The organism is Methylobacterium sp. A49B, assembly GCF_053346215.1.
Genome location: NZ_JBKFBO010000082.1, coordinates 68,751 through 88,365, shown reverse-complemented (window position 1 = coordinate 88,365; position 19,615 = coordinate 68,751). Strand labels below are relative to the sequence as shown.

16 protein-coding genes are annotated in these 19,615 nt (G+C 72.1%); 14 read left to right on the top strand and 2 right to left on the bottom strand.

Annotation, left to right across the window (positions count from 1 at the left end; translation table 11 throughout):
• Positions 1 to 11: 11 nt before the first annotated feature.
• The 9 genes from ACLBX9_RS10800 (at position 12) to ACLBX9_RS10760 (ending at position 10,377) form a co-directional block, all read left to right on the top strand.
• The gene (locus tag ACLBX9_RS10800) at positions 12 to 1,202 is read left to right on the top strand and encodes a class I SAM-dependent methyltransferase (RefSeq protein WP_010683651.1); all 1,191 of its coding nucleotides are present in this window, start codon (positions 12 to 14) and stop codon (positions 1,200 to 1,202) included.
• On the top strand, positions 1,202 to 2,197 hold the full coding sequence (locus tag ACLBX9_RS10795; RefSeq protein ID WP_010683652.1) for a Gfo/Idh/MocA family protein: 996 nt from the start codon (positions 1,202 to 1,204) through the stop codon (positions 2,195 to 2,197). The genes ACLBX9_RS10800 and ACLBX9_RS10795 overlap by 1 nt, the downstream gene beginning before the upstream one ends.
• Positions 2,198 to 2,420: 223 nt before the next feature.
• A complete protein-coding gene (locus ACLBX9_RS10790) occupies positions 2,421 to 4,022 on the top strand; it encodes a YcaO-like family protein (RefSeq protein WP_447718933.1) in 1,602 nt (533 codons plus the stop codon).
• Entirely contained in the window at positions 4,019 to 4,891 is an 873-nt protein-coding gene (locus tag ACLBX9_RS10785; protein WP_447718932.1) for a sugar phosphate isomerase/epimerase family protein, read from the top strand. Before ACLBX9_RS10790 ends, ACLBX9_RS10785 begins: the two co-directional genes overlap by 4 nt.
• Positions 4,892 to 5,051: 160 nt before the next feature.
• A complete protein-coding gene (locus ACLBX9_RS10780; protein WP_447718931.1) occupies positions 5,052 to 6,290 on the top strand; it encodes a glycosyltransferase family 4 protein in 1,239 nt (412 codons plus the stop codon).
• 187 nt (positions 6,291 to 6,477) lie between these two features.
• Positions 6,478 to 7,236: a PIG-L deacetylase family protein gene (locus tag ACLBX9_RS10775; protein WP_447718930.1), complete on the top strand. Its 759-nt coding sequence runs from the start codon at positions 6,478 to 6,480 to the stop codon at positions 7,234 to 7,236.
• Positions 7,226 to 7,855: a uracil-DNA glycosylase gene (locus tag ACLBX9_RS10770; protein WP_447718929.1), complete on the top strand. Its 630-nt coding sequence runs from the start codon at positions 7,226 to 7,228 to the stop codon at positions 7,853 to 7,855. The genes ACLBX9_RS10775 and ACLBX9_RS10770 overlap by 11 nt, the downstream gene beginning before the upstream one ends.
• A 151-nt stretch (positions 7,856 to 8,006) precedes the next feature.
• On the top strand, positions 8,007 to 9,092 hold the full coding sequence (locus tag ACLBX9_RS10765) for a lysylphosphatidylglycerol synthase domain-containing protein (RefSeq protein ID WP_010683658.1): 1,086 nt from the start codon (positions 8,007 to 8,009) through the stop codon (positions 9,090 to 9,092).
• 19 nt (positions 9,093 to 9,111) lie between these two features.
• A complete protein-coding gene (locus tag ACLBX9_RS10760; RefSeq protein ID WP_447718928.1) occupies positions 9,112 to 10,377 on the top strand; it encodes an ATP-binding protein in 1,266 nt (421 codons plus the stop codon).
• Here ACLBX9_RS10760 and ACLBX9_RS10755 read toward each other — a convergent pair.
• The gene (locus tag ACLBX9_RS10755; RefSeq protein ID WP_010683660.1) at positions 10,368 to 10,970 is read right to left on the bottom strand and encodes a glutathione S-transferase N-terminal domain-containing protein; all 603 of its coding nucleotides are present in this window, start codon (positions 10,968 to 10,970) and stop codon (positions 10,368 to 10,370) included. The two genes, ACLBX9_RS10760 and ACLBX9_RS10755, sit on opposite strands and share 10 nt — an antisense overlap.
• A 453-nt stretch (positions 10,971 to 11,423) precedes the next feature.
• On the opposite strand from ACLBX9_RS10755, the gene ACLBX9_RS10750 reads away from it, so the two are divergent.
• The 4 genes from ACLBX9_RS10750 (at position 11,424) to chrA (ending at position 16,978) form a co-directional block, all read left to right on the top strand.
• Positions 11,424 to 13,898, top strand: a complete 2,475-nt coding sequence (locus tag ACLBX9_RS10750; RefSeq protein WP_447718927.1) for a heavy metal translocating P-type ATPase — start codon at positions 11,424 to 11,426, stop codon at positions 13,896 to 13,898.
• On the top strand, positions 13,895 to 14,365 hold the full coding sequence (cueR, locus tag ACLBX9_RS10745; protein ID WP_447718926.1) for a Cu(I)-responsive transcriptional regulator: 471 nt from the start codon (positions 13,895 to 13,897) through the stop codon (positions 14,363 to 14,365). Before ACLBX9_RS10750 ends, cueR begins: the two co-directional genes overlap by 4 nt.
• Before the next feature lie 112 nt (positions 14,366 to 14,477).
• A complete protein-coding gene (locus tag ACLBX9_RS10740; protein WP_447718925.1) occupies positions 14,478 to 15,650 on the top strand; it encodes a M20 aminoacylase family protein in 1,173 nt (390 codons plus the stop codon).
• Positions 15,608 to 16,978, top strand: coding sequence for a chromate efflux transporter (gene chrA / locus ACLBX9_RS10735; protein WP_447718924.1), 1,371 nt, complete (start codon positions 15,608 to 15,610; stop codon positions 16,976 to 16,978). The genes ACLBX9_RS10740 and chrA overlap by 43 nt, the downstream gene beginning before the upstream one ends.
• A 205-nt stretch (positions 16,979 to 17,183) precedes the next feature.
• Here chrA and ACLBX9_RS10730 read toward each other — a convergent pair whose 3' ends face one another.
• Positions 17,184 to 18,584, bottom strand: coding sequence for a leucyl aminopeptidase family protein (locus tag ACLBX9_RS10730; protein WP_447718923.1), 1,401 nt, complete (start codon positions 18,582 to 18,584; stop codon positions 17,184 to 17,186).
• Positions 18,585 to 18,703: 119 nt separating this feature from the next.
• On the opposite strand from ACLBX9_RS10730, the gene ACLBX9_RS10725 reads away from it, so the two are divergent.
• A complete protein-coding gene (locus tag ACLBX9_RS10725; protein WP_010683666.1) occupies positions 18,704 to 19,513 on the top strand; it encodes a CDC27 family protein in 810 nt (269 codons plus the stop codon).
• Positions 19,514 to 19,615 lie beyond the last annotated feature (102 nt).

Sequence of the window (19,615 nt, the reverse complement as noted above, 5' to 3'; positions counted from 1 at the left end):
TCCCGAGAGCCATGATCCCGTTCCCACTCCGATCGCCGGTTACCGGCAACCCGCTGAAGGCCGACGGCCCGCACGCCCTGCGCGACGCGGAGACCGGCGCCCGCTGGCCCGTGATCGACGGCATCCCGTATCTGCGGGTGAACCGAGAGGCTCTGGTCGAGCGGGTCCTCGCTCATCTCGACGCGGGTGAGCCCGACGAGGCTCTCGCCGCCCTCTTGGTCGATCAGGATGATTGGTGGAATGGGCCGCCGGCCGATCCGGCCGGTATCATCCGCCTGATCAAGGAGCGCCGCACCGCGACCCTGCGCGATGCGGTCGAGCTTCTCGGCTGGGGCCGGGTCGGCGACTATTTCCTGCACCGCTGGAGCGATCCGACCTTCCTGGCCGGCCTGTCGCTGCTGGAGGCGCACTGGAACGAGCCGATCTGCGTCTTCGAGTTTGCCTGCGGCATCGGCCACTATTTGCGGGAGCTGCAGCGGCGTGGCTGCAAGGTCGCCGGCGCCGACGTGGTCTTTGCCAAGCTCTGGGTCGCCCGGCACTGGGTCGTGGCCGAGAAGGCGCAGCTCGTCTGCTTCGACGCGGGTTCCCCGCACTGGCCGATCCCGGAGGCGCCTGTCGATCTCGTCGTCTGCAACGATGCCTTCTACTTCCTCGACGACAAGGCGGCGCTGCTCGATTGCCTGCGCCAGAATGCGGGCGACGATGGCTGGCTGGCGTTGAGCCACATCCACAACCGAGACTGCCCGGGCTTCTCGGCAGGCCGCGCGGTGACGGCCGAGGAGATCGCCGAGCTGTTCCCGGATGCCCTGGTGTACGACGACGCGGAGCTGACCCGGGCGCTCGTCGAAGCCCGGGCACCGAGCCCTCAGGAGCCCGCCGCCCTGCGGACCTGCGAGGCGTTCTCGGTGGTGTGCGGGCCCGGCATGCGCCCGGCGCCGCGCGCGCTGGTCGACGGCCTGACCCTGCCGAAGCCCGGCACCGTGCTGCGGCTCAACCCGCTCTACCGGCCCGAGGGCGACGGCTACGTCATCCGCTGGCCCTCGGAGCGCTACGAGGCGGAGTACGCCCCCCGCGCCACCTATCCGATACGCTCGCCCGGTCCCGAGACGCTGACCTTCGACGGCATTGTCGAGAGCGGCGTCGCGCCGGAGACGCAGCGCGTGCGCGTGCGCGAATTCGTCGACCTTCCGGAGCGCTGGTGATGGACGCGGTCGGCTGGGGCATCGTCGGCTACGGCTGGGTCGCCCGCGACTACATGGAGCCCGGCATCCGTGCCGCGGGACACCGCCTGATCGCGGTCTGCGACCCAAATCCGGAATGCCGCGCCGCGGCCGAGCGGACCGGCGCACGCGGCCTTGCCGACCTTGCCGGCCTCATTGCCGAGCCGGAGGTCGAGGCGGTCTACGTGGCGACGCCCAACCACCTCCATCGCGGCGCCGTCGAGGCCCTGGCCGCCGCCGGCAAGGCGGTGCTCTGCGAGAAGCCCATGGCGGCGACGCTCGCCGACGCCGAGGCGATCGCGCGGGCGGTCGAGTCGGGAAAGATCTTCTACGGCACGGCTTTCGATCAACGGCATCATCCGGCCCACCGGGCGATCCGCGCGCAGGTCGAGGCCGGGCGGCTCGGCACCGTGACGGCGGTGCGGATCGTCTACGCCTGCTGGCTCGGGCGCGACTGGTCGGAGGCCGGCCAGCCGAACTGGCGGATCGACGCCGCCCAAGCCGGTGGCGGCGCGCTGATGGACCTCGCCCCGCACGGTCTCGACCTCGTGGACTTCCTGCTCGGCGAGCCGATCGCCGACCTAGCGGCCCTGACCCAGACCAAGGCCCAGGATTACACGGTCGATGACGGCGCCCTGCTGATCGGGCGGACGGCGGGCGGCGTGCTGGCGAGCCTGCACGTCGCCTATAATTGCCCCGACGCGTTGCCCCGCCGCCGCCTGGAGGTGGTCGGCACGAGGGGCCTGCTCGTTGCCGAGAACACGATGGGCCAGACAGCCGGCGGATCTCTGACCTTCATCGACGGCGTCAGCGGCCGAGCGCAGCCGCTCGCCTTCGACGCCGACAGTTCGCCCTTCACCGAGCAGGTGCGCGCCTTCGGCTCAGCCCTGCGCCGGCGCGAGGAGCGGGCGGCGTACTCGGCGGCGCGGGACCTTCACACGATGCGGCTCGTCGCCCGCGCCTACGGGCAGGGGTAGCGACAAGACAGGACGATCAATCGCCGAACTCGGATCCGGCATATCCCATCCATCCCCTCATCCTGAGGTGCCCGCGTCAGCGGGCCTCGAAGGAGGCCTCCAGGGATCGCGCGGCCGGCTGGAGCCTCCTTCGGGGCCTCCGCTACGCTTCGGCACCTCAGGATGAGGGGCGGGTGGGACACGGCGGCGGAACAGGCGGACACGAGAGGGACGGGACCGAACCTTGACCAACCCAGACGCCTTCCACGACCAGGACGACCGCGCCCGCCACGAGCGGATCAAGGCGCCGCGCCCCTACCGCTTCGGCGCCCAGCGCACGATCGAGGGGCTGCCCGGGATCCTGCCCGATCCGGTGAAGGCCTATCTCGACGTCCTGCCGGAGGGCCGCGTCGTCGGCTTCCCGCTGGCGCCGCTCGACCGCACCGGCATCCCGGTCTGGTTCGTGGCCCTGTTCCTCGACGATCCGTTCTTCGTGGGCGCGATGCCGTCGGGCATCGGCTACGGCGCCACCGACGACGAGGCGCTGATCGGCGCCGTCGCGGAGATCGCCGAGAACCTGATGCCCTCCCTGGCGGTCCTGCCCCGAGCGAAGGAGCGGGCGAGCTACAACGATCTCGCGCGCGTCTACGGCGCCACATCCGTCGCCGACCCGCTGACGCTCTGCCTGCCCGCCGGCTCCCCCGTCGGCCGCGACACGGTGCTGGAATGGACGCCGAGCGTCCGGCACGCCACCGGGGCGATCGTGCTGATGCCGCTCGACATCGCGGCGACCGATTATTTCGAGCTGTCGCAAGGCTACAAGCCCTTCACCAACCTGATCACCAACGGCCTCGGCGCCGGGCCCGACGTGCCCTTCGCCCTCGGCCATGGTGTCTTGGAGCTGCTGCAGCGGGACGGCAACGGCCTGCTGTTCCGGGCGCTGGACCAGGGCGTGATGCTCGACCTCGACGGCATCGGCCCGGAGAACGCCGCCATGCTGGCCCGGCTGAAGGAGCTGGGGATCCGCGCGCTTCCGAAATTCGCCACCGACCAGTTCGGCCTCACCAACCTCTACGTCGTCGGCTACGACGAGGATCCGGCGCGCACCCCGGCGCCGATCGCCCTCTCGGCCTGCGGCGAGGCCTGCGACCCGGACCGCGAACGGGCGCTGCGCAAGGCGCTGCTGGAGTTCCAGGCCGCGCGGGTGCGCAAGACCTTCGGCCACGGCCCCCTCGACATGGCCGCCACCGTGACCCCGCCGGGCTACGTCGACGCCTTCATCCAGAAGGCGCTGCCCAGCCTGGACCTTGAGGAGAGCCGCGCCCTCCAGGCGATGCTCGAATGGATCGAGATGCCCGCGGCCGACCTGCGCGGCGTGCTGGCCGACACCGTGTACTCGGAGCGGAGCACCAAGCGCTTCGCGGAGCTGCCCTCCACACCGGCCGCCGACGGCCATGCCCGGGGCAAGATCGCCTGCGACCGGCTCACCGAAACCGGGTTCGACGTGCTCTACGTCGACTGCACGCCGCCCGGCGGCGGTGTCGGCGTCGTGAAGGCGATCGTGCCGGGGCTCGAGGTCGAGACCATGAGCTACTACCGGATCGGCGAGCGCAACACGCGGAAGCTCCTCGACCGCGACCATCCGCTGATCACGTTCGGCACCGCGAGCGAGACGCTGCGCCCGGTACGCCTCACGCCGGAAGCCCTGGAGCGGTTCGGCGGCCAGCCGCTGTTCGACGTCGCTCTGGCCGAAACGATCGTGGGCCGTCACTATCCGCTCTACCGCGAGCCGGAATCGCATCACGCGCCGTTCCGCCTCGCAGAGCGGAAGGGGAGGGCGGCGTGACGCTCCGGTTCGCCTACAACACCAACGGCGCGGCCAACCACCGCCTCGACGACGCGATCCACCTGATCAAGGCTGCGGGCTACGACGGCGTGGCCCTCACCCTCGACATCCACCACCTCGACCCGTTCTCCGAGACCTGGGCCGCGGAGGCCGGACGGGTGGCGAGCCTGCTCGAGAAGCTGGAACTGACCTGCGTCATCGAGACGGGCGCCCGCTTCCTCCTCGACCCGAGCGCCAAGCACGAGCCGACGCTGGTGACGGCCGACGCCGCCGGCCGCGCCCGCCGGGTCGGCTTCCTGAAGCGGGCGATCGAGATCGGCGCGATGCTCTCCGCCGAGGCGGTCTCGTTCTGGGCCGGCGTGCCGAAGCCCAGCGTCGATCATGGGGAAGCCCGCCGCTGGCTGACAGACGGCCTGCACGAGGTCGCGGCCTTCGCCGCGGATGCCGGCGTCGTGCCGTGCCTGGAGCCCGAGCCCGGCATGCTGATCGAGACGCTCGACGATTATGCGGCCCTGGCCGTGCCGGGGCTGAAGCTCGCCCTCGACACCGGCCACTGCCTGGTCACCGGCGAGCGGGAGCCGGCGGCGGCCGTGCGGGAGTTCGCCGACCGGATCGGCACCGTGGCGATCGAGGACATGAAGCGCGGCAGCCACATCCACCTGCCCTTCGGCGAGGGCGACATGGACGTGCCGGGCGTGCTGGAGGCGCTGGAGGAGGTCGGTTTCGGCAAGCTGATCTGCGTCGAGCTGTCCCGTGAGAGCCACCGGGCCGACGTGATGATCCCGCAGGCGCTCGACTACCTCCGCGGTTGTCGGCGGGCCGGCCCGGTGCTGGCCGGCGGGCAGGAGACGCGGCGGCAATGGCAGTGAGGGCGAATGCGAGACTCTCCTCCCCTTTGTGGGGAGGAGCCGGAGGTGGGGGTGGTGCAGGAGGTACCGCGGCGATCAGACCTGAACCACCCCCACCTCTAGCCCTCCCGGCAAGGGGGAGGAGACACCGTCCAGACAGCACCCCGAACTGCTTGCACCGATGAGAATCCTCTTCCTAAGCCGCCGCTACTTCCCGGCAATCTCCGGCATGAGCGTCTACGCGCAGAACCTGCTGCGCGAGCTGGTCGGGGCCGGCCACGACGTGACGATGATCTCGCAGTATCGCGGCGACGCCTTCGGCACCCGGGTCTATGGCGGCGGGCCGCCGCCGCCCGTGCCGGGCGTGCGGGTGATCGGCCTGGAGCAACTCGGCGAGCAGACCTCGGGCGACTTCGAGCGCGACATCGCCACGATGGTGGACGCCATCTGCCGGGAGCATGCCCAGCATCCCTTCGACGTCCTCCACGCGCAGTACGGCTACCCCACCGGCTGGGCGGTGCTGCTCGCCGCGCGCAGGCTCGGGGTGCCGAGCGTCGTCTCGATCCAGGGCGGCGACGGCCACTGGGTCGGTTCCTGCTGCGAGACGCACCGGGTCGCCATGTGCACGGTGCTGGCCCACGCCAACGCGCTCCTGATCGGCGGCGCCTCCTTCGTGGACGAGGTCTGCGGGCGGCTGGGATCGGATCCGGCCCGCTTCACCATCGTGCCCGGGGCGGTCGATACCGACCGGTTCGCACAAGGCACGCCCGATGGGCTGCCGGTGCCCCATGCGGGGCCGGTGCGGCTGTTCTATCACGGCCGCGTCGACCGTCGGAAAGGCGTGCTCGACTTCATCAACGCCCTGGCGATCCTGCGCCAGCAGGGCACGCCCTTCGCGGCCACCGTCTCGGGGATCGGGCCGGATGTGGACCCGGCCCAGACTCTGGCCGCGGATCTCGGGTTCTCCGAGCGTGAGATCGCCTTCACAGGCTACGCCGAGTACGGCTCCGTGCCCGACCTCTATCGCCGGGCTGACGTGTTCGTCTCGCCGACCTACGCGGAGGGGTTCTCCAACACGATCCTGGAGGCGCTGGCGGCCGGGCTCGCCACGGTCTCCTGCCACGCGGTCGGCGTGTCCGACTGCCTGCGCGATGGGGAGAACGGCCTGCTGGTCGATCCCGGCGACGTGCCGGCGCTGGCTGCCGCCCTTACCCGGATCATCACCGATGCGGAGCTGCGCCGTCGCATCGCCGCGGCTGGGCTGGAGGAGTGCCGGCGCGTCTATTCGTGGCACGCGGTCGGGCGGCAGATCATGGAGGTGTATGCCCGGGTGCGCCACGAGAAGCCGGCCACCGACTTCGCGCCGGACCTGCCCGACGATCCCAGCTGCAGGTTCCGCGCCGAGCCGCATCTGCTCTGAGGCCATTCCCCACTCGGGATGTCCCATCCTGTGCCCTCATCCTGAGATGCCCGCGCCCGCGGGCCTCGAAGGAGCCCTCCAGAGGCCGCTGCGATCCCTGGAGCCCTCCTGCGGGGCCTCCGCTGCGCTCCGGCACCTCCGGATGAGGTTCAGGGTTGAACCCATCGAAACCGCAGCACCCTGAACCATGCCCACCGCGCTCGCCCTGTCACCCCATCTCGACGACGCCGCCTTCTCCTGCGGCGGCCTCCTGGCGAGCCTCGCCGCGGACGGCTGGCACGTGGTCATGGCGACGCTGTTCACCGGCAGCGTCCCCGACCCGACGGGCTTCGCGCTGGCCTGCCAGCTCGACAAGGGGCTGCCGGCGGAGGTCGACTACATGGCCCTGCGCCGGGAGGAGGACGTCGGGGCCGCCGCCGCGCTCGGCATCGCGCCGCCCGTCCACCTGCCGTTCCGCGAGGCGCCGCACCGGGGCTACGGCGCGGCGACGGAACTCTTCTCCGACACCCGCGCCGACGACGGGATCGCGGCCGACCTCGCGCCAGCCATCGCGGACCTGATCGCCGCCGAGCGTCCGGACCTGATCCTCGCCCCGCAGGCGATCGGCGGCCATGTCGATCATGTCCAGGCGGTCCGGGCGCTGCGCGGTCTCGCGGTCGAGGCACCGGTCCTGTGGTGGCGCGACTTCCCCTATACGGTGCGCGAGGCCACGCCGAAGGAGCCCCTCGCCGGCCTGTTCGCCGCCCTTCCCGAGCCGCTGATACGCCTCGATCCGGACGCGCAGGCCCGCAAGCGGGCGTCCTGCGCGGCCTATGCCAGCCAGATCGGCTTCCAGTTCGGCGGGCCGGCAGGCCTCGAAGCCCGGCTTGCCCGGGAGGAAGGCGCCGAGCGCTTCCGCCTGTCCGGCCACCTCGGTGCCCCCATCCCCGGCCTCGATGTCGGCTGAGCCGCAGGCCCCGAAATCGCTCGCCGATCCGGACGCTCTCGCGGCCCGCCGGGCGATGATCGGGGCGCCGCACATCGCGCCGATCCGGGCCCTTGGCGCGCGGATCTCGGCGGAGCGCGCTGCTCCCGTGCCCGCACCCGACCCGCTGGACGGTGGCGTCGCGGCGCGGATGCTCCTCCTCCTCGAGACGCCTGGCCCGGCGGTGTTGCGTACCGGCTTCGTCACCCGCGACAGCGCGAACGGCACCGCCGCGAACCTGTTCCGCTTTCTCGCCGAAGCTCGAATCGCCCGGGCCGACACGCTGATCTGGAACGCCGTGCCCTGGCTCATCCACGCGGCGGGCGCCCTCAACCGCGCGCCCCGCCGCGCCGAGGTCGCGGCCGGCGCGCTCTACCTGGCCCCGCTCATCGACCTGCTGCCGCGCCTCGCCGTGGCTGTTCTGGCCGGCCGCTTCGCCGGCGAAGCGGCGCCGACCCTCGCGGCTCTGCGCCCCGACCTGCCGGTGATCCGGGTTCCCCATCCGAGCCCGACCTACGTCTGCACCTCGCCGGAGGTGCCCGCCCGGATCCGGCGCGGCCTCGCGGAGGCGGCTGAGATCCTCGATCGCGAGACCGCCTGAGGATAGAAAGCCCGTCACGGCCCTGCCTTCCCTGGCCTTGCGCGCCGGTTCGGCCTACATGCGGGGCAACGGGCCGCGGTCCGGGAGATTCCGGCACGGGCTGACGGCCTTCGGCCGGGCCGCGCAGCCGGAAGGGCGGACGCCGAACGGCATGAATTTTCAGGGACAGCACCGGAGCGCGGCCGAGAAGGCCGAGCCGGTCCAGCACGACCCCGCGGGCTCGAAGGGGAAGAGCCGACGCAGCCGCTACGCCTGGATCGGCACGGCCGCCAGCATCGTGCTGGTCGCGGTCTCGCTCGGCGTGCTGTGGAAGCTCGTCCAGAGCGTGAGCTGGGCGGAGGTGCGCACCGCCATCGCGGCCGCGACGGGCGAGCAGCTCGGCCTCGCCTTCCTGTTCGTCGCGATCAGCTACCTGTTCCTTACGGGCTACGACGCGCTGGCCCTGCGCCAGCTCAAGATCAAGGTCCCCTACCGGATCACCGCGCTCGCCTCGTTCACCAGCTACGCGGTGAGCTTCACCCTGGGCTTCCCGCTGCTCACCGCCGGCACGATCCGCTACTGGATCTACGCCCGCCAGGGCCTCTCGACGGCCAAGATCGCGGCGCTGACGGTGATCGCCGGCTTCACCTTCTGGCTCGGCATGGGCGTGGTCCTGGGTCTCAGCCTGATCATCGAGGCGGGCCAGCTCGCCGGGCTCGCCTTCACGTCGATCCGGATCAACCAGGGCGTGGGTCTCGCGGCGCTCGCCCTGGTGCTGGGCTACCTCGCCTGGGTCTCGGCCAAGAAGCGCAGCATCACCGTGAAGCAGTGGCGGCTTGAGCTGCCCGGGGCCTCGGTCTCGATTGGCCAGATGATCGTCGGGATCGGCGACGTCTGCGCGGCGGCAGCCGTGCTCTACGTCCTGCTGCCGCAGGAGACGACGCTGGGCTTCACCACCTTCCTGGCGATCTACGTGCTCGCCGCCATGCTGGGCATCGCGTCGAACGCGCCGGGCGGGATCGGCGTGTTCGAGGCGACGGTGCTGCTCGCCCTGTCGAGCCTGCCGCGCAACGAGGTGCTGACCTCTCTGCTCCTGTTCCGGGGCTGCTACTACGTCGTGCCGTTCGTGACCGCCCTGGCGATGCTCGGCCTCTATGAGATCGTCAAGCGCGCGGGCGGCGCACGGGATTCCGGCCCCCCGGAGGGTACTGCGGGCCCGTCCGGCCGGGCGTGGCGCGACGAGTCCGAGCCGCGCTGACCCGATTGCCGCGCCTGCCATGCCCGGCCGTCTGCGCACCTCTCCTGCCTGGACCGGCGCCGCGATCGGCACGGGCCTGCTCGCGCTGGCGCTTGCCGTCGCCGGTCGCCTCGATCTGCCGCTGATCCTGATCGGGCTGGGTGCAGTCTGCGTGGGCGGCTGGCTCGGGGGACGCGGCCCCGAAGCCCCGGTGCCGCGACCGGCCGCCACCGCGCACCGGCACGCGGTGGCGGAGGCGCTGCTCGCACACGTGCCCGACCCGGTGATACTCGTGGATCGTCGGACTCTGGTGGTCGAGGCCAACCCCGCTGCCCGCGCGCTGCTGCCCGCCCTGCACCAGGCCCGACCCCTGTCCTTCGCCCTCCGCGATCCGGAGGTTCTCGACGGCGTCGAGGCGGTCCTGAGTTCCGGCATGCCCCGACGCGTCGCTCTCGCGACCCGGATCCCGCTGGAGCGGACCTTCGAGGTGCAGATCGGAGCCCTGCCGATGCCCGACGGATCCGGCGTCAGCGCGCTGCTGTTCCTGCGGGACCTCACGTCGGCCCGGCGACTGGAGGCGATGCGGGTCGACTTCGTCGCCAACGCCAGCCACGAGCTGCGCACGCCGTTGGCCACCCTGATCGGCTTCATCGAGACCCTGCAGGGGCCCGCCCGCGAGGATGCGCAGGCGCGCGAGCGCTTCCTGGAGATCATGCGGGTCCAGGCGCTGCGGATGACGCGCCTCATCGACGACCTGCTCTCGCTCTCGCGCATTGAGCTGCGGGAGCACGTAGCCCCCACCCTGATGGTCGATCTCGGGGCGCTCGCGCGCCAGATGGTCGACGCCCAGGGGCCGTTGGCCGAGTCCCGGGGCGCCACGATTCGGTTGGACGACGGGGCGGGGCCCTACAGGGTGCCGGGCGACGCCGACGAACTCGCCCGGGTCATCGAGAACCTGATCGAGAACGGCGTGAAGTACGGCGGCGGCCGGATCGGCGTCGGGCTCGCACGGGAGGACGATCCCCGGCTCGGTCGCCGGATCGTCCTGTCGGTGACCGATGACGGGCCGGGGATCCCGCCCGAGCACATCCCGCGGCTGACGGAGCGCTTCTACCGGATCGACGTCGTCTCGAGCCGCGCCCGCGGCGGCACCGGGCTCGGGCTCGCCATCGTCAAGCACAGCCTGAACCGTCATCGCGGTCGCCTCACCATAGAGAGCACGATGGGGCAGGGGACGACGGTGCGGGTCAGCCTGCCGGAATATGGGGCCACCGCCGCGCCGCCACTGGTGGCCGATCAGTCGTAGGGGCCGATCCCGAGCCCGGATTCGACGCGCCCGATCCAGGCGCGGACGGCCGGGTAGGCCGCGAGATCGAAGCCGCCCTCGTGCGCCATGCGGGTGTAGGCGACGAGGGCGACATCGGCGAGTGTCAGCGCATCGCCCGCCATGAAGGTGGACCGTCCGAGGGTGCCCTCCATCAGGCGCAGGGCGTCCGCGCCGCGCTCGGCAAGCTTCGGATCCAGATCCGCCGGAGATCGCCTCAGGTAGTGGAGTTGATAGCGGCGGACCGCGATGTACGGCTCGTGGCTGTACTGTTCCCAGAACATCCATTGCAGCATGCGGGCGCGGTCGAACGGTGCCTGCGGGATGAGGTGCGAGCCGTCCGCAAGATGGACGATGATCGCGTTCGACTCCGACAGGATCGCGCCGTCGGGGAAGACCACGATCGGCACGCGCCCGGCCGGATTCAGCGCCAGGAACGCGGGCGTGCGCGTCCCCCCACCCGGCACGTCCACGTCGTGCCAGGTCGCCGGGATACCGAGATGGGCCGCGACCCACTTGACCTTGAGGCAGTTCCCGGAGCCCGGATCGCCGTAGATCGTCAGGGGTTCGGTCATCCGTGTCCTCTTCGGCCCGACGGTCGAGGAGCTTGGCCGGACCGGGGCGATTCGACAACCGTTGCGGCGGAGTCTGCAGGGCTGCGAACTCAGGTTGGCGAGACCTGGCTCCGCCTCAGACGGACAACCCCGTCATTCCCGGCTCGCCTGCGGTGCCCAGGAATGACGGAGTGGTTGTTACACGGCAACTCCTACACGAAATAGTTGCAGCTCCTCAGTCCGTGTTCGCGGCCCTCGCGCAGCCTAGCTGTCCCTGAGGCGGCGCCCACTGGCGCGCCGTGCGCGCGGTGCGAGGGCTGGCGCGATGTTCAGGCTCGGTCCCGGCCGGTTGCCGCGAAGCGGCACGCCACCTGGAACCCTGCCGGGAACGCGGTGCATTGGGCGCCCCTTGACCTTCCCATGATGGGAACCCCCATCTCTCAGGGCATGGGACCTTTGAACGGAACCGCCGCCATGCCGGACCCTGTCACCTTGACCCTTCCCGTGGAGGGCATGTCCTGCGCCTCGTGCGTGGGTCGCGTCGAGCGCGCTCTCCGGTCGCTCCCCGGCGTCCGGGACGTGGCGGTGAATCTCGCCACCCACCGGGCCAGCCTCGTTCTGGGTGGGGCCGCGCGCCCGGCCGACGCCGCGGCCGCGCTGGCGGAGGTCGGCTATCCGGTTCCCGAGACGGAGACCCTGCTGGCGATTGAGGGGATGTCCTGCGCGAGCTGCGTCGGCCGCATCGAGCGGGGGCTCGCCGCCGTACCCGGTGTCACCGGTGCCAGCGTCAACCTCGCCATCGGACGGGCCGCGATCCGCCACCCCGAGGGCGTGGTATCGACGGACGATCTCGTCGCGGCCGTTGCGGCGGCGGGCTACGAGGCCCGACCCCTGGAGGCGGCCGATCCGGCCGATCCGGCGGCGCGCCAGGACCAAGAGGGTCGCGCCCTGCGTGGCGACCTGATCGCGGCGGCGTTGCTCTCGACCCCGGTGGTGGTCCTCGACATGGGCGGGCATGTCCTGGGACGCCTGCACGGCGGATCTGCGACGGCGGTGGTCCAGGCCGTCCTGGCCACCCTGGTCCTCGCAGGGCCAGGCCGGCACTTCTTCCTGCGCGGCGTGCCGGGCCTGCTGCGCGGCCACCCGGACATGAACGCCCTCGTCGCCCTCGGTGCCGGCGCGGCCTACCTCTATTCCCTGGTCTCGACGCTGGCGCCCGCACTGCTGCCGGCGGACGCGGCGCATCTCTACTTCGAGGCCAGCGTGCTGATCGTCACGCTGATCCTGCTCGGCCGGACCCTCGAGGCCCGGGCGCGGGGCAGGACCGGACAGGCGATCGCCCGGCTGATGGATCTCACCCCCAAGACCGCCCGGGTGCTCCGCGGCGACGCGGAGGCGCAGGTGCCCCTCGCCGGGCTCCGGATCGGCGACCTGGTCCGGGTGCGGCCGGGGGAGCGCGTGGCCGCCGACGGCGTGGTGGTCTCCGGCACGGGCCACGTCGACGAGAGCATGGTCACGGGCGAGCCGGTGCCGGTGCACAAGGGGCCGGGGGACCGGATGGTCGGCGGCACCCTCAACGGTCGCGGCAGCCTCGACCTGCGGGTCGATGCGGTCGGCAGCGCCACCGTGCTCGCCCAGATCGCCGCGATGGTCGAGCGCGCCCAGGGCGGCAAGCTGCCGATCCAGGCGCTGGTCGATCGGGTCACCGGGCGCTTCGTGCCGGTCGTGATCGGCATCGCCGGGGTGACCTTCCTGGCGTGGCTCGTCCTCGCGCCGGCGCCCGCCCTTGGCACGGCGCTGGTCAACGCGGTGGCCGTCCTGATCATCGCCTGCCCCTGCGCCATGGGTCTGGCGACGCCGACTGCCATCATGGTCGGCACCGGGCGCGCGGCGGGACGCGGCGTGCTGTTCCGCGACGGTGCGGCGTTGCAGCGCCTGCGCGACGTCCGCGTCGTGGCCCTCGACAAGACCGGCACGCTCACCGAGGGCCGTCCCCGCGTCACCGACATCGTCACGGCCAGGGGCGTCCCGGAGGAAGACGCGCTGGCGCTGGCCGCCGGCCTGGAGAGCCGCTCCGAGCATCCTCTGGCGGGCGCGGTGGTGGCGGCGGCGCGTGACCGCGGCCTCCGGGCGCCCGAGGCGGACGGCTTCGAGGCGCTGGAGGGTTTCGGCGTCGCCGGCCGGCTGGCGGGCCGGGCGGTGGCCCTCGGCGCGCCGCGCTATCTCGACCGGCTCGGCATCGCGGCGGATCCCGACCTCGCCGCCCGCGCCGAGCGACTGGCCGGTGAAGGCCGGACCCCGATCCACCTCGCCCTTGATGGCCGCCACGCGGCCGTCCTGGCCCTGGCCGATCCCGTGAAGGCGGGCGCCCGGGAGGCGGTGGCGTCGCTCCAGGCGCGCGGTCTCGCCGTCGCGATGGTCACAGGTGACGACCCCCGCACTGCGGCCAGCGTCGCCCGGAGCCTCGGCATCGACGACGTGGCCGCCGGGGTGCTGCCCGGCGGGAAGGTCGAGGCGGTCCAGCGGTTCCGGGCGGCGCACGGGCCCGTGGCCTTCGTGGGCGACGGCATCAACGACGCGCCCGCGCTCGCCGAGGCCGATGTCGGCCTCGCCATCGGGACCGGCACCGACATCGCGGTGGACAGCGCGGACGTGGTGCTGATGTCCGGGAGCCTCGACTCCCTGGTCGAGGCGCTGGCGCTGTCGCGCGCGGTCATGGCCAATATCCGCCAGAACCTGTTCTGGGCCTTCGCCTATAACGCCGCGCTGATCCCGGTGGCGGCAGGCGTGCTGGTACCCTTCGGCGGACCGACGCTGTCACCGATCCTGGCCGCGGGGGCGATGGCGTTCTCCAGCGTCTTCGTCCTGGGCAACGCCCTGCGGCTGCGGCGGGCAGGCGGCGGGTCCCCACCCTCAAAGGCTCCCGCGCTGAATCCGAGGCCGGCATGAGCGCGGTTGTCCTCACCATCGGCGAGGCGGCGCGCCGCACCGGCGTCTCGGCCAAGATGATCCGCTGGTATGAGACGACCGGCCTGCTGCCCACGGCCAGACGCTCCGAAGCCGGCTACCGGCATTACGGCGAGGCCGACCTTCACACGCTGCGCTTCATTCGACGCGCCCGCGACCTCGGCTTCAGCGTGGACGCGATCGCGGACCTCCTGGCGCTCTGGCAAGATCGCGCCCGACCGAGCGCCGGCGTCAAGGCGATCGCCCGGGAGCAGATCGCGGATCTGCGCCGCCGCATCACGGAGCTTGAGGGGATGGCGCGGACCCTGGAGTGCCTGGCGGAGGCCTGCTGCGGCGACGACCGGCCCGACTGCCCGATCCTGGACGACCTCGCCGCGCCGGACAGGCCGCTGCAGCCGCGTCGCCGCCCGGCACGCGGACTGTCGGAACGGGGACGGCGCGCTTCCTGATCCGGGCCACACTGCTGAGTGGCGACAGGGCTCCGTTGCGGCCGTTGACGGCGGCTTTGGCCCCAGCTTTGCTGGTCCGGCCGACCCCAAAGGCCACGAGAGCGCCGACCCGATGCCCGTCCTCGAACGGATTTGCGACTTTGCCGACACGATGCAGGCGTGGCGGCACGATCTGCATGCTCATCCTGAGCTGCTGTACGACGTCGAGCGAACCGCCGGCTTCGTGGCGGACAGGCTGCGGTTCTTCGGATGCGACGAGGTGGTGACCGGAATCGGTCGCACCGGCGTGGTGGGCGTGATCCGCGGCAAGGGCCGGGCGTCCAACCGTGCCATCGGCCTGCGCGCCGACATGGACGCCCTGCCGATCCAGGAAGTCCGCGACCTGCCCTACCGCTCCACCGTGCCGGGAAAGATGCACGCCTGCGGTCACGACGGGCACACGACGATGCTGCTCGGCGCCGCCAGGTACCTCGCCGAGACCCGCGCCTTCGACGGCGCCGCCGTGCTGATCTTCCAGCCCGCCGAGGAGGGCGGCGGCGGCGGCGAGGCGATGGTCGAGGACGGGCTGATGGAGCGGTTCGGGATCGAGTCGGTCTACGGGATGCACAACATTCCCGGCATGCCGGTCGGCACCTTCGCGATCCGGCCAGGGCCGATCATGGCCTCCACCGACCGCTTCACGCTCACCGTCGAGGGACGGGGCGGCCACGCGGCCCTGCCGCAGAACGCCGTCGACAGCGTGCTGGTCGCGAGCCACGTGATCATCGCCCTGCAGAGCATCGTGTCCCGCAACCTCGACCCGCTGCAATCGGCCGTGGTCTCGGTCTGCGCCCTCGAAGCCGGGGAAGCCTTCAACGTGCTGCCGCAGACCGTGACCCTAAGGGGCACCGTGCGCACCCTGTCGCAGGCGGTGCGCGCCGAGATCCGGGGACGGATCGCAGCGCTGGTGTCGGAGATCGCGGCGGGCTTCGGTGCCACCGGCGTCACCGAATTCGGCGGCAGCTACCCGGTCACCGAGAACCACCCCGCGGAGACCGCGTTCATGGCCGAGGTCGCCGAGGCCCTGGTCGGTGGGGAGAACGTCGATCGGGACGTGGCGCCCATGATGACCGCCGAGGACTTCTCCTACATGCTGGACCGCCGCCCCGGCGCCTACATGTTCATCGGCAACGGCGACAGTGCCTCGCTCCATCATCCCCATTACGATTTCAACGACGCCGCAACGCCGTACGGGGCCTCCCTGTGGGCCCGCCTGATCGAGACGGGGCTGCCGCTCACCGCCTGAGCGCGCCGACCCTCGCGCAGGCCGTCCCGGTCTGGCTGCGGGTGGCGGCCCTGTCGTTCGGCGGCCCGGCCGGCCAGATCGCCGTGATGCACCGCATCCTCGTGGAGGAGCGGCGCTGGATCTCCGAGCGGCGCTTCCTGCACGGGCTCGGCTTCTGCACGCTGCTGCCCGGGCCGGAGGCGCAGCAGCTCGCGACCTATATCGGCTGGCTGATGCACGGACCGGCCGGCGGCCTCGTGGCGGGCGGGCTGTTCGTCCTGCCGGGGCTGCTGGCGCTCATGGCCCTGAGCTGGCTCTACGTGCTGTACGGCCACGTCGACGCGGTCGCCGGGCTGTTCTTCGGGCTGAAGGCGGCGGTGCTGGCGATCGTGCTGCACGCCCTCTGGCGCCTCGGCGGTCGCGCCCTGCGCGACCGGGCCGACCGGCTCGTGGCCCTCGCGGCCTTCGTGGCGATCTTCGCCCTCGGCGTGCCGTTCCCGCTCGTGGTGGTCGCGGCCGGCATCGTCGGTCTCGCGCGCGGCCGGCGGCCGGCCGTCGAGACCGCGGACGGCCCAGAGGAGGAGGCGGGCGTGCTCATCGGCGAGGCAGCGCTGCCGCGCGAGCGCGTCCGCGCCGCGGCCTCGCTGCGGACGGCCGTCCTGTGGTTCGCGATCTGGCTCGTGCCGGTGGCGGCGCTCTTCGTGCTGCCGGGCGTGCCGCCGGTCTTCGGGCAGGCGGCCCTGTTCTTCTCCAAGATGGCGCTCGTCACCTTCGGCGGAGCCTACGCGGCGCTCGCCTACGTGGCCCAGCAGGCGGTGGAGCATTACGGCTGGCTGAAACCGGGCGAGATGCTCGACGGGCTCGGCCTCGCTGAGACCACCCCCGGCCCGCTGATCATGGTACTCCAGTTCGTGGGTTTCCTGGCGGGATTTCGCGCACCCGGATCCCTGCCGCCGCTGGTGGCCGGGACGCTGGCGGGGCTCATTACCACCTGGGTCACCTTCGTGCCCTGCTTCCTGTGGATCTTCGCCGGTGCACCCCTGATCGGGCGCCTGCGCGGCAGCCGGCGGCTCGCGGGCGCGCTCTCGGCGATCACCGCGGCAGTGGCCGGCGTGATCCTCAACCTCGCGGTCTGGTTCGGGCTGCGGACCCTGTTCGCACAGGTGGAGACGGTGCCGGTCGGGCCGCTGCGCCTCGACCTGCCGGTGCCGGCAAGCCTCGATCCGGCCGCGCTGGTTCTGACGGCGGCAGCCATCCTGGCGGTGTTCCGGTTCGGGCTCGGAACGCTGCAGACCCTGGCGCTCTGCGCTGGGGCGGGGATGCTCCTGCGGCAGGCGGGCTGGAGCTGATCGGCCTCGTCATCGCACCCCGTCATCCCGGGGCCGCGGAGCGGAGCCCGGGATCCAGAGCCTCCGAGGCCTCCGGTCTTGCGCCGACGGCGTCTCTGGGTTCCGGGCTCGCCTTCGGCCTCGGAACGACGGGGTGATACGGATCGCGCGCGGGCACAGGGACGGTTCGCCAATATCCGCGCGTTCAATGGACGCGCAGACCGCATCAGTCCCCGTAGCGCGCCTTCAGCAATGCGTAGGTCAGCCGCGCGGTCTGGACCTCGCCGCCCTCCGGACGGCCCGGCTTGGTCGACGGGTTCCAGCCGTACAGATCGAAATGGCCGTGGGCCTTCGTCTTCGGGACGAAGCGGCGCAGAAACAGGGCCGCGGTGATCGCCCCCGCGAATGGGCCGCCCGAGACGTTGTTGAGATCGGCTACCTTCGAGTCGAGCAGGCTCGCGTAGGGCGCGTGCAGGGGCATCCGCCAGACCGGGTCGACAGCCCGATGCCCGGCCTCCGCCACCGCGCCGGCGAGGGCCTCGTCCTCAGTGAAGAAGGCCGGCAGGTCCGGACCGAGGGCCACCCGCGCCGCGCCCGTCAGCGTCGAGTAGTCGAGGATCAGCTCCGGGCTGTCCGCGTCCGCGAGAGCCAGGGCGTCGGCTAGGATCAAGCGCCCCTCCGCGTCAGTGTTGCCGATCTCGACGCTGAGCCCGGCCCGGCTCGGAAGCACGTCGCCCGGGCGGAAGGCGTTGCCGGAAACCGCGTTCTCCACCGCGGGGATCAGGACGCGCAGACGCAGATGCAGACCCGCCCCCATGACCATGTCGGCAGCCGCCAGCGCTGCGGCGGCGCCGCCCATGTCCTTCTTCATGAGCAGCATCGCGGCGGACGGCTTGATGTCGAGGCCGCCCGTGTCGAAGGCGACACCCTTGCCCACCAGGGTCACCCGCGGCGCTTCCGCCGGGCCCCAGGTCATGTCGATCAGCCGCGGCGCCCGCGGCGAGGCGGCGCCGACCGCCTCGATAAGCGGAAACTTCGCCGCCAGAGCGTCGCCCTGCGTGACGGTGATGGCCGCGCCGTGGCGCGCGGAGAGCGCCCGGGCAGCGGCCTCGATCTCGGCGGGCCCCATGTCGTTCGCCGGTGTGTTGACGAGGTCGCGACCCAGCGCGACGGCGGCGGCGATCCGCGCCACCTCGGCGGCGTCGATGCCCGCCGGTGCCGCGAGCCGCGCTTTGCCGCCGCCGGCCGATCGATAGCGGCCGAAGCGATAGCTACCCATCAGCCATGCGAGGGTGGCCTCGGCGGGATCGGGCGCATTTTCGAGGCGGAAGCTGCCCTCGGGTAGAAGACCTGGCAGCTTGCCGACGAGCAGCCGGTCGTAGGCGGCGCTGTCGGGATCGCCGAGGCCGAAGAGGACCCGGCCGAGGCCTCCATCCGGGCCGGGCAACAGGGCGAGGCTGCCGGCCTTCGGCTTGAAGCCGAGGGCGCGTGCGAAGCTGCGCTGAGTGAGATCCAGGCCGGCCTCGACCTCCGTCCAGGACGCCGCTGTCACCAGGGTCACCGGCACGGCCTGCGCCTCCTCGGGCAGCAAGGCGGTCGGGGTCTCCGGAGTATCGGGCTGCGTCATGGGCCTCTCGTGCGCCGGTCGGGCCGGCGGCTTAACCGGTGATTAGGGTTAACGCTCTATCACCGCCCGGCGGGAAGCGTGAAGCGCGCCTGCCGGTCCTGCCCGCGGAGCCTACCATGATGACGGCCCTGACCCGTGTCGCCACCACGTCGGCCCCCGCGGGGCGCCGCGCCGGTTTCGCCGCCGCGCTGGTGATCGCGCTCGGCCTCGCCGGCTGCAACACCCGCTCGCCCGAGACCACCGGCTCGATCGGCGACCTCAGCGCCAAGTCGTCCCCGTCCCGCAAGGATCTCGAGGCGCTGGCCGAGCGCTACAATGCCAATCCCGGGGACGCCCGGGCGGCGATGGCCTATGCCCGCGTGCTCCGGGCCACCGATCAGACGAGTCAAGCGAGCGCGGTCCTTCAGCAGGCCGCCCTAAGGAACCCGCGTGACACGGTGATCCTGGGCGCCTACGGCAAGTCCCTGGTCGAGGTCGGCCGCTTCCGAGAGGCGATCGACGTGCTCGCCAACGCCCATTCCCCGGCCGCTCCGGATTGGCGCGTCCTCTCGGCGCAGGGCTCAGCGTCGGCTCAGCTCGGCGAGCAGACCCGCGCCCAGGGCTTCTACGAGGCCGCCCTGAAGATCCGGCCGAACGAGCCCTCGCTCCTGTCGAACCTCGGCCTGTCCTACGCCCTGTCGCGCAACCTCGATCAGGCCGAGCAGACCCTGCGCCTCGCCGCCGACCAGCCCGGCGCTGACGCCCGGGTGCGGGCGAATCTTGCCCTCGTGCTCGGCCTCAAGGGCCGTTTCGCCGACGCCGAAACGGTCCTGCGCCGCGACATGAGCCCGGAGGAGGCCGCGGCCAACGTCGCCTCCCTGCGTAAGCTCGCTGCCCAGCCGGACCGGTTCAAGGCGCTGTCCGGCAAGGCTGTGCCTGGGCAGGGGTGACGGTTCCGCGGGCTTCTCCCCACAGAGTGAGGAAGGCGAAACGCGGCAGCCGCTTGCGCTGAGTCTTCAACGAGGTTTCGTGAAGAGCGCTGGCCCACGACA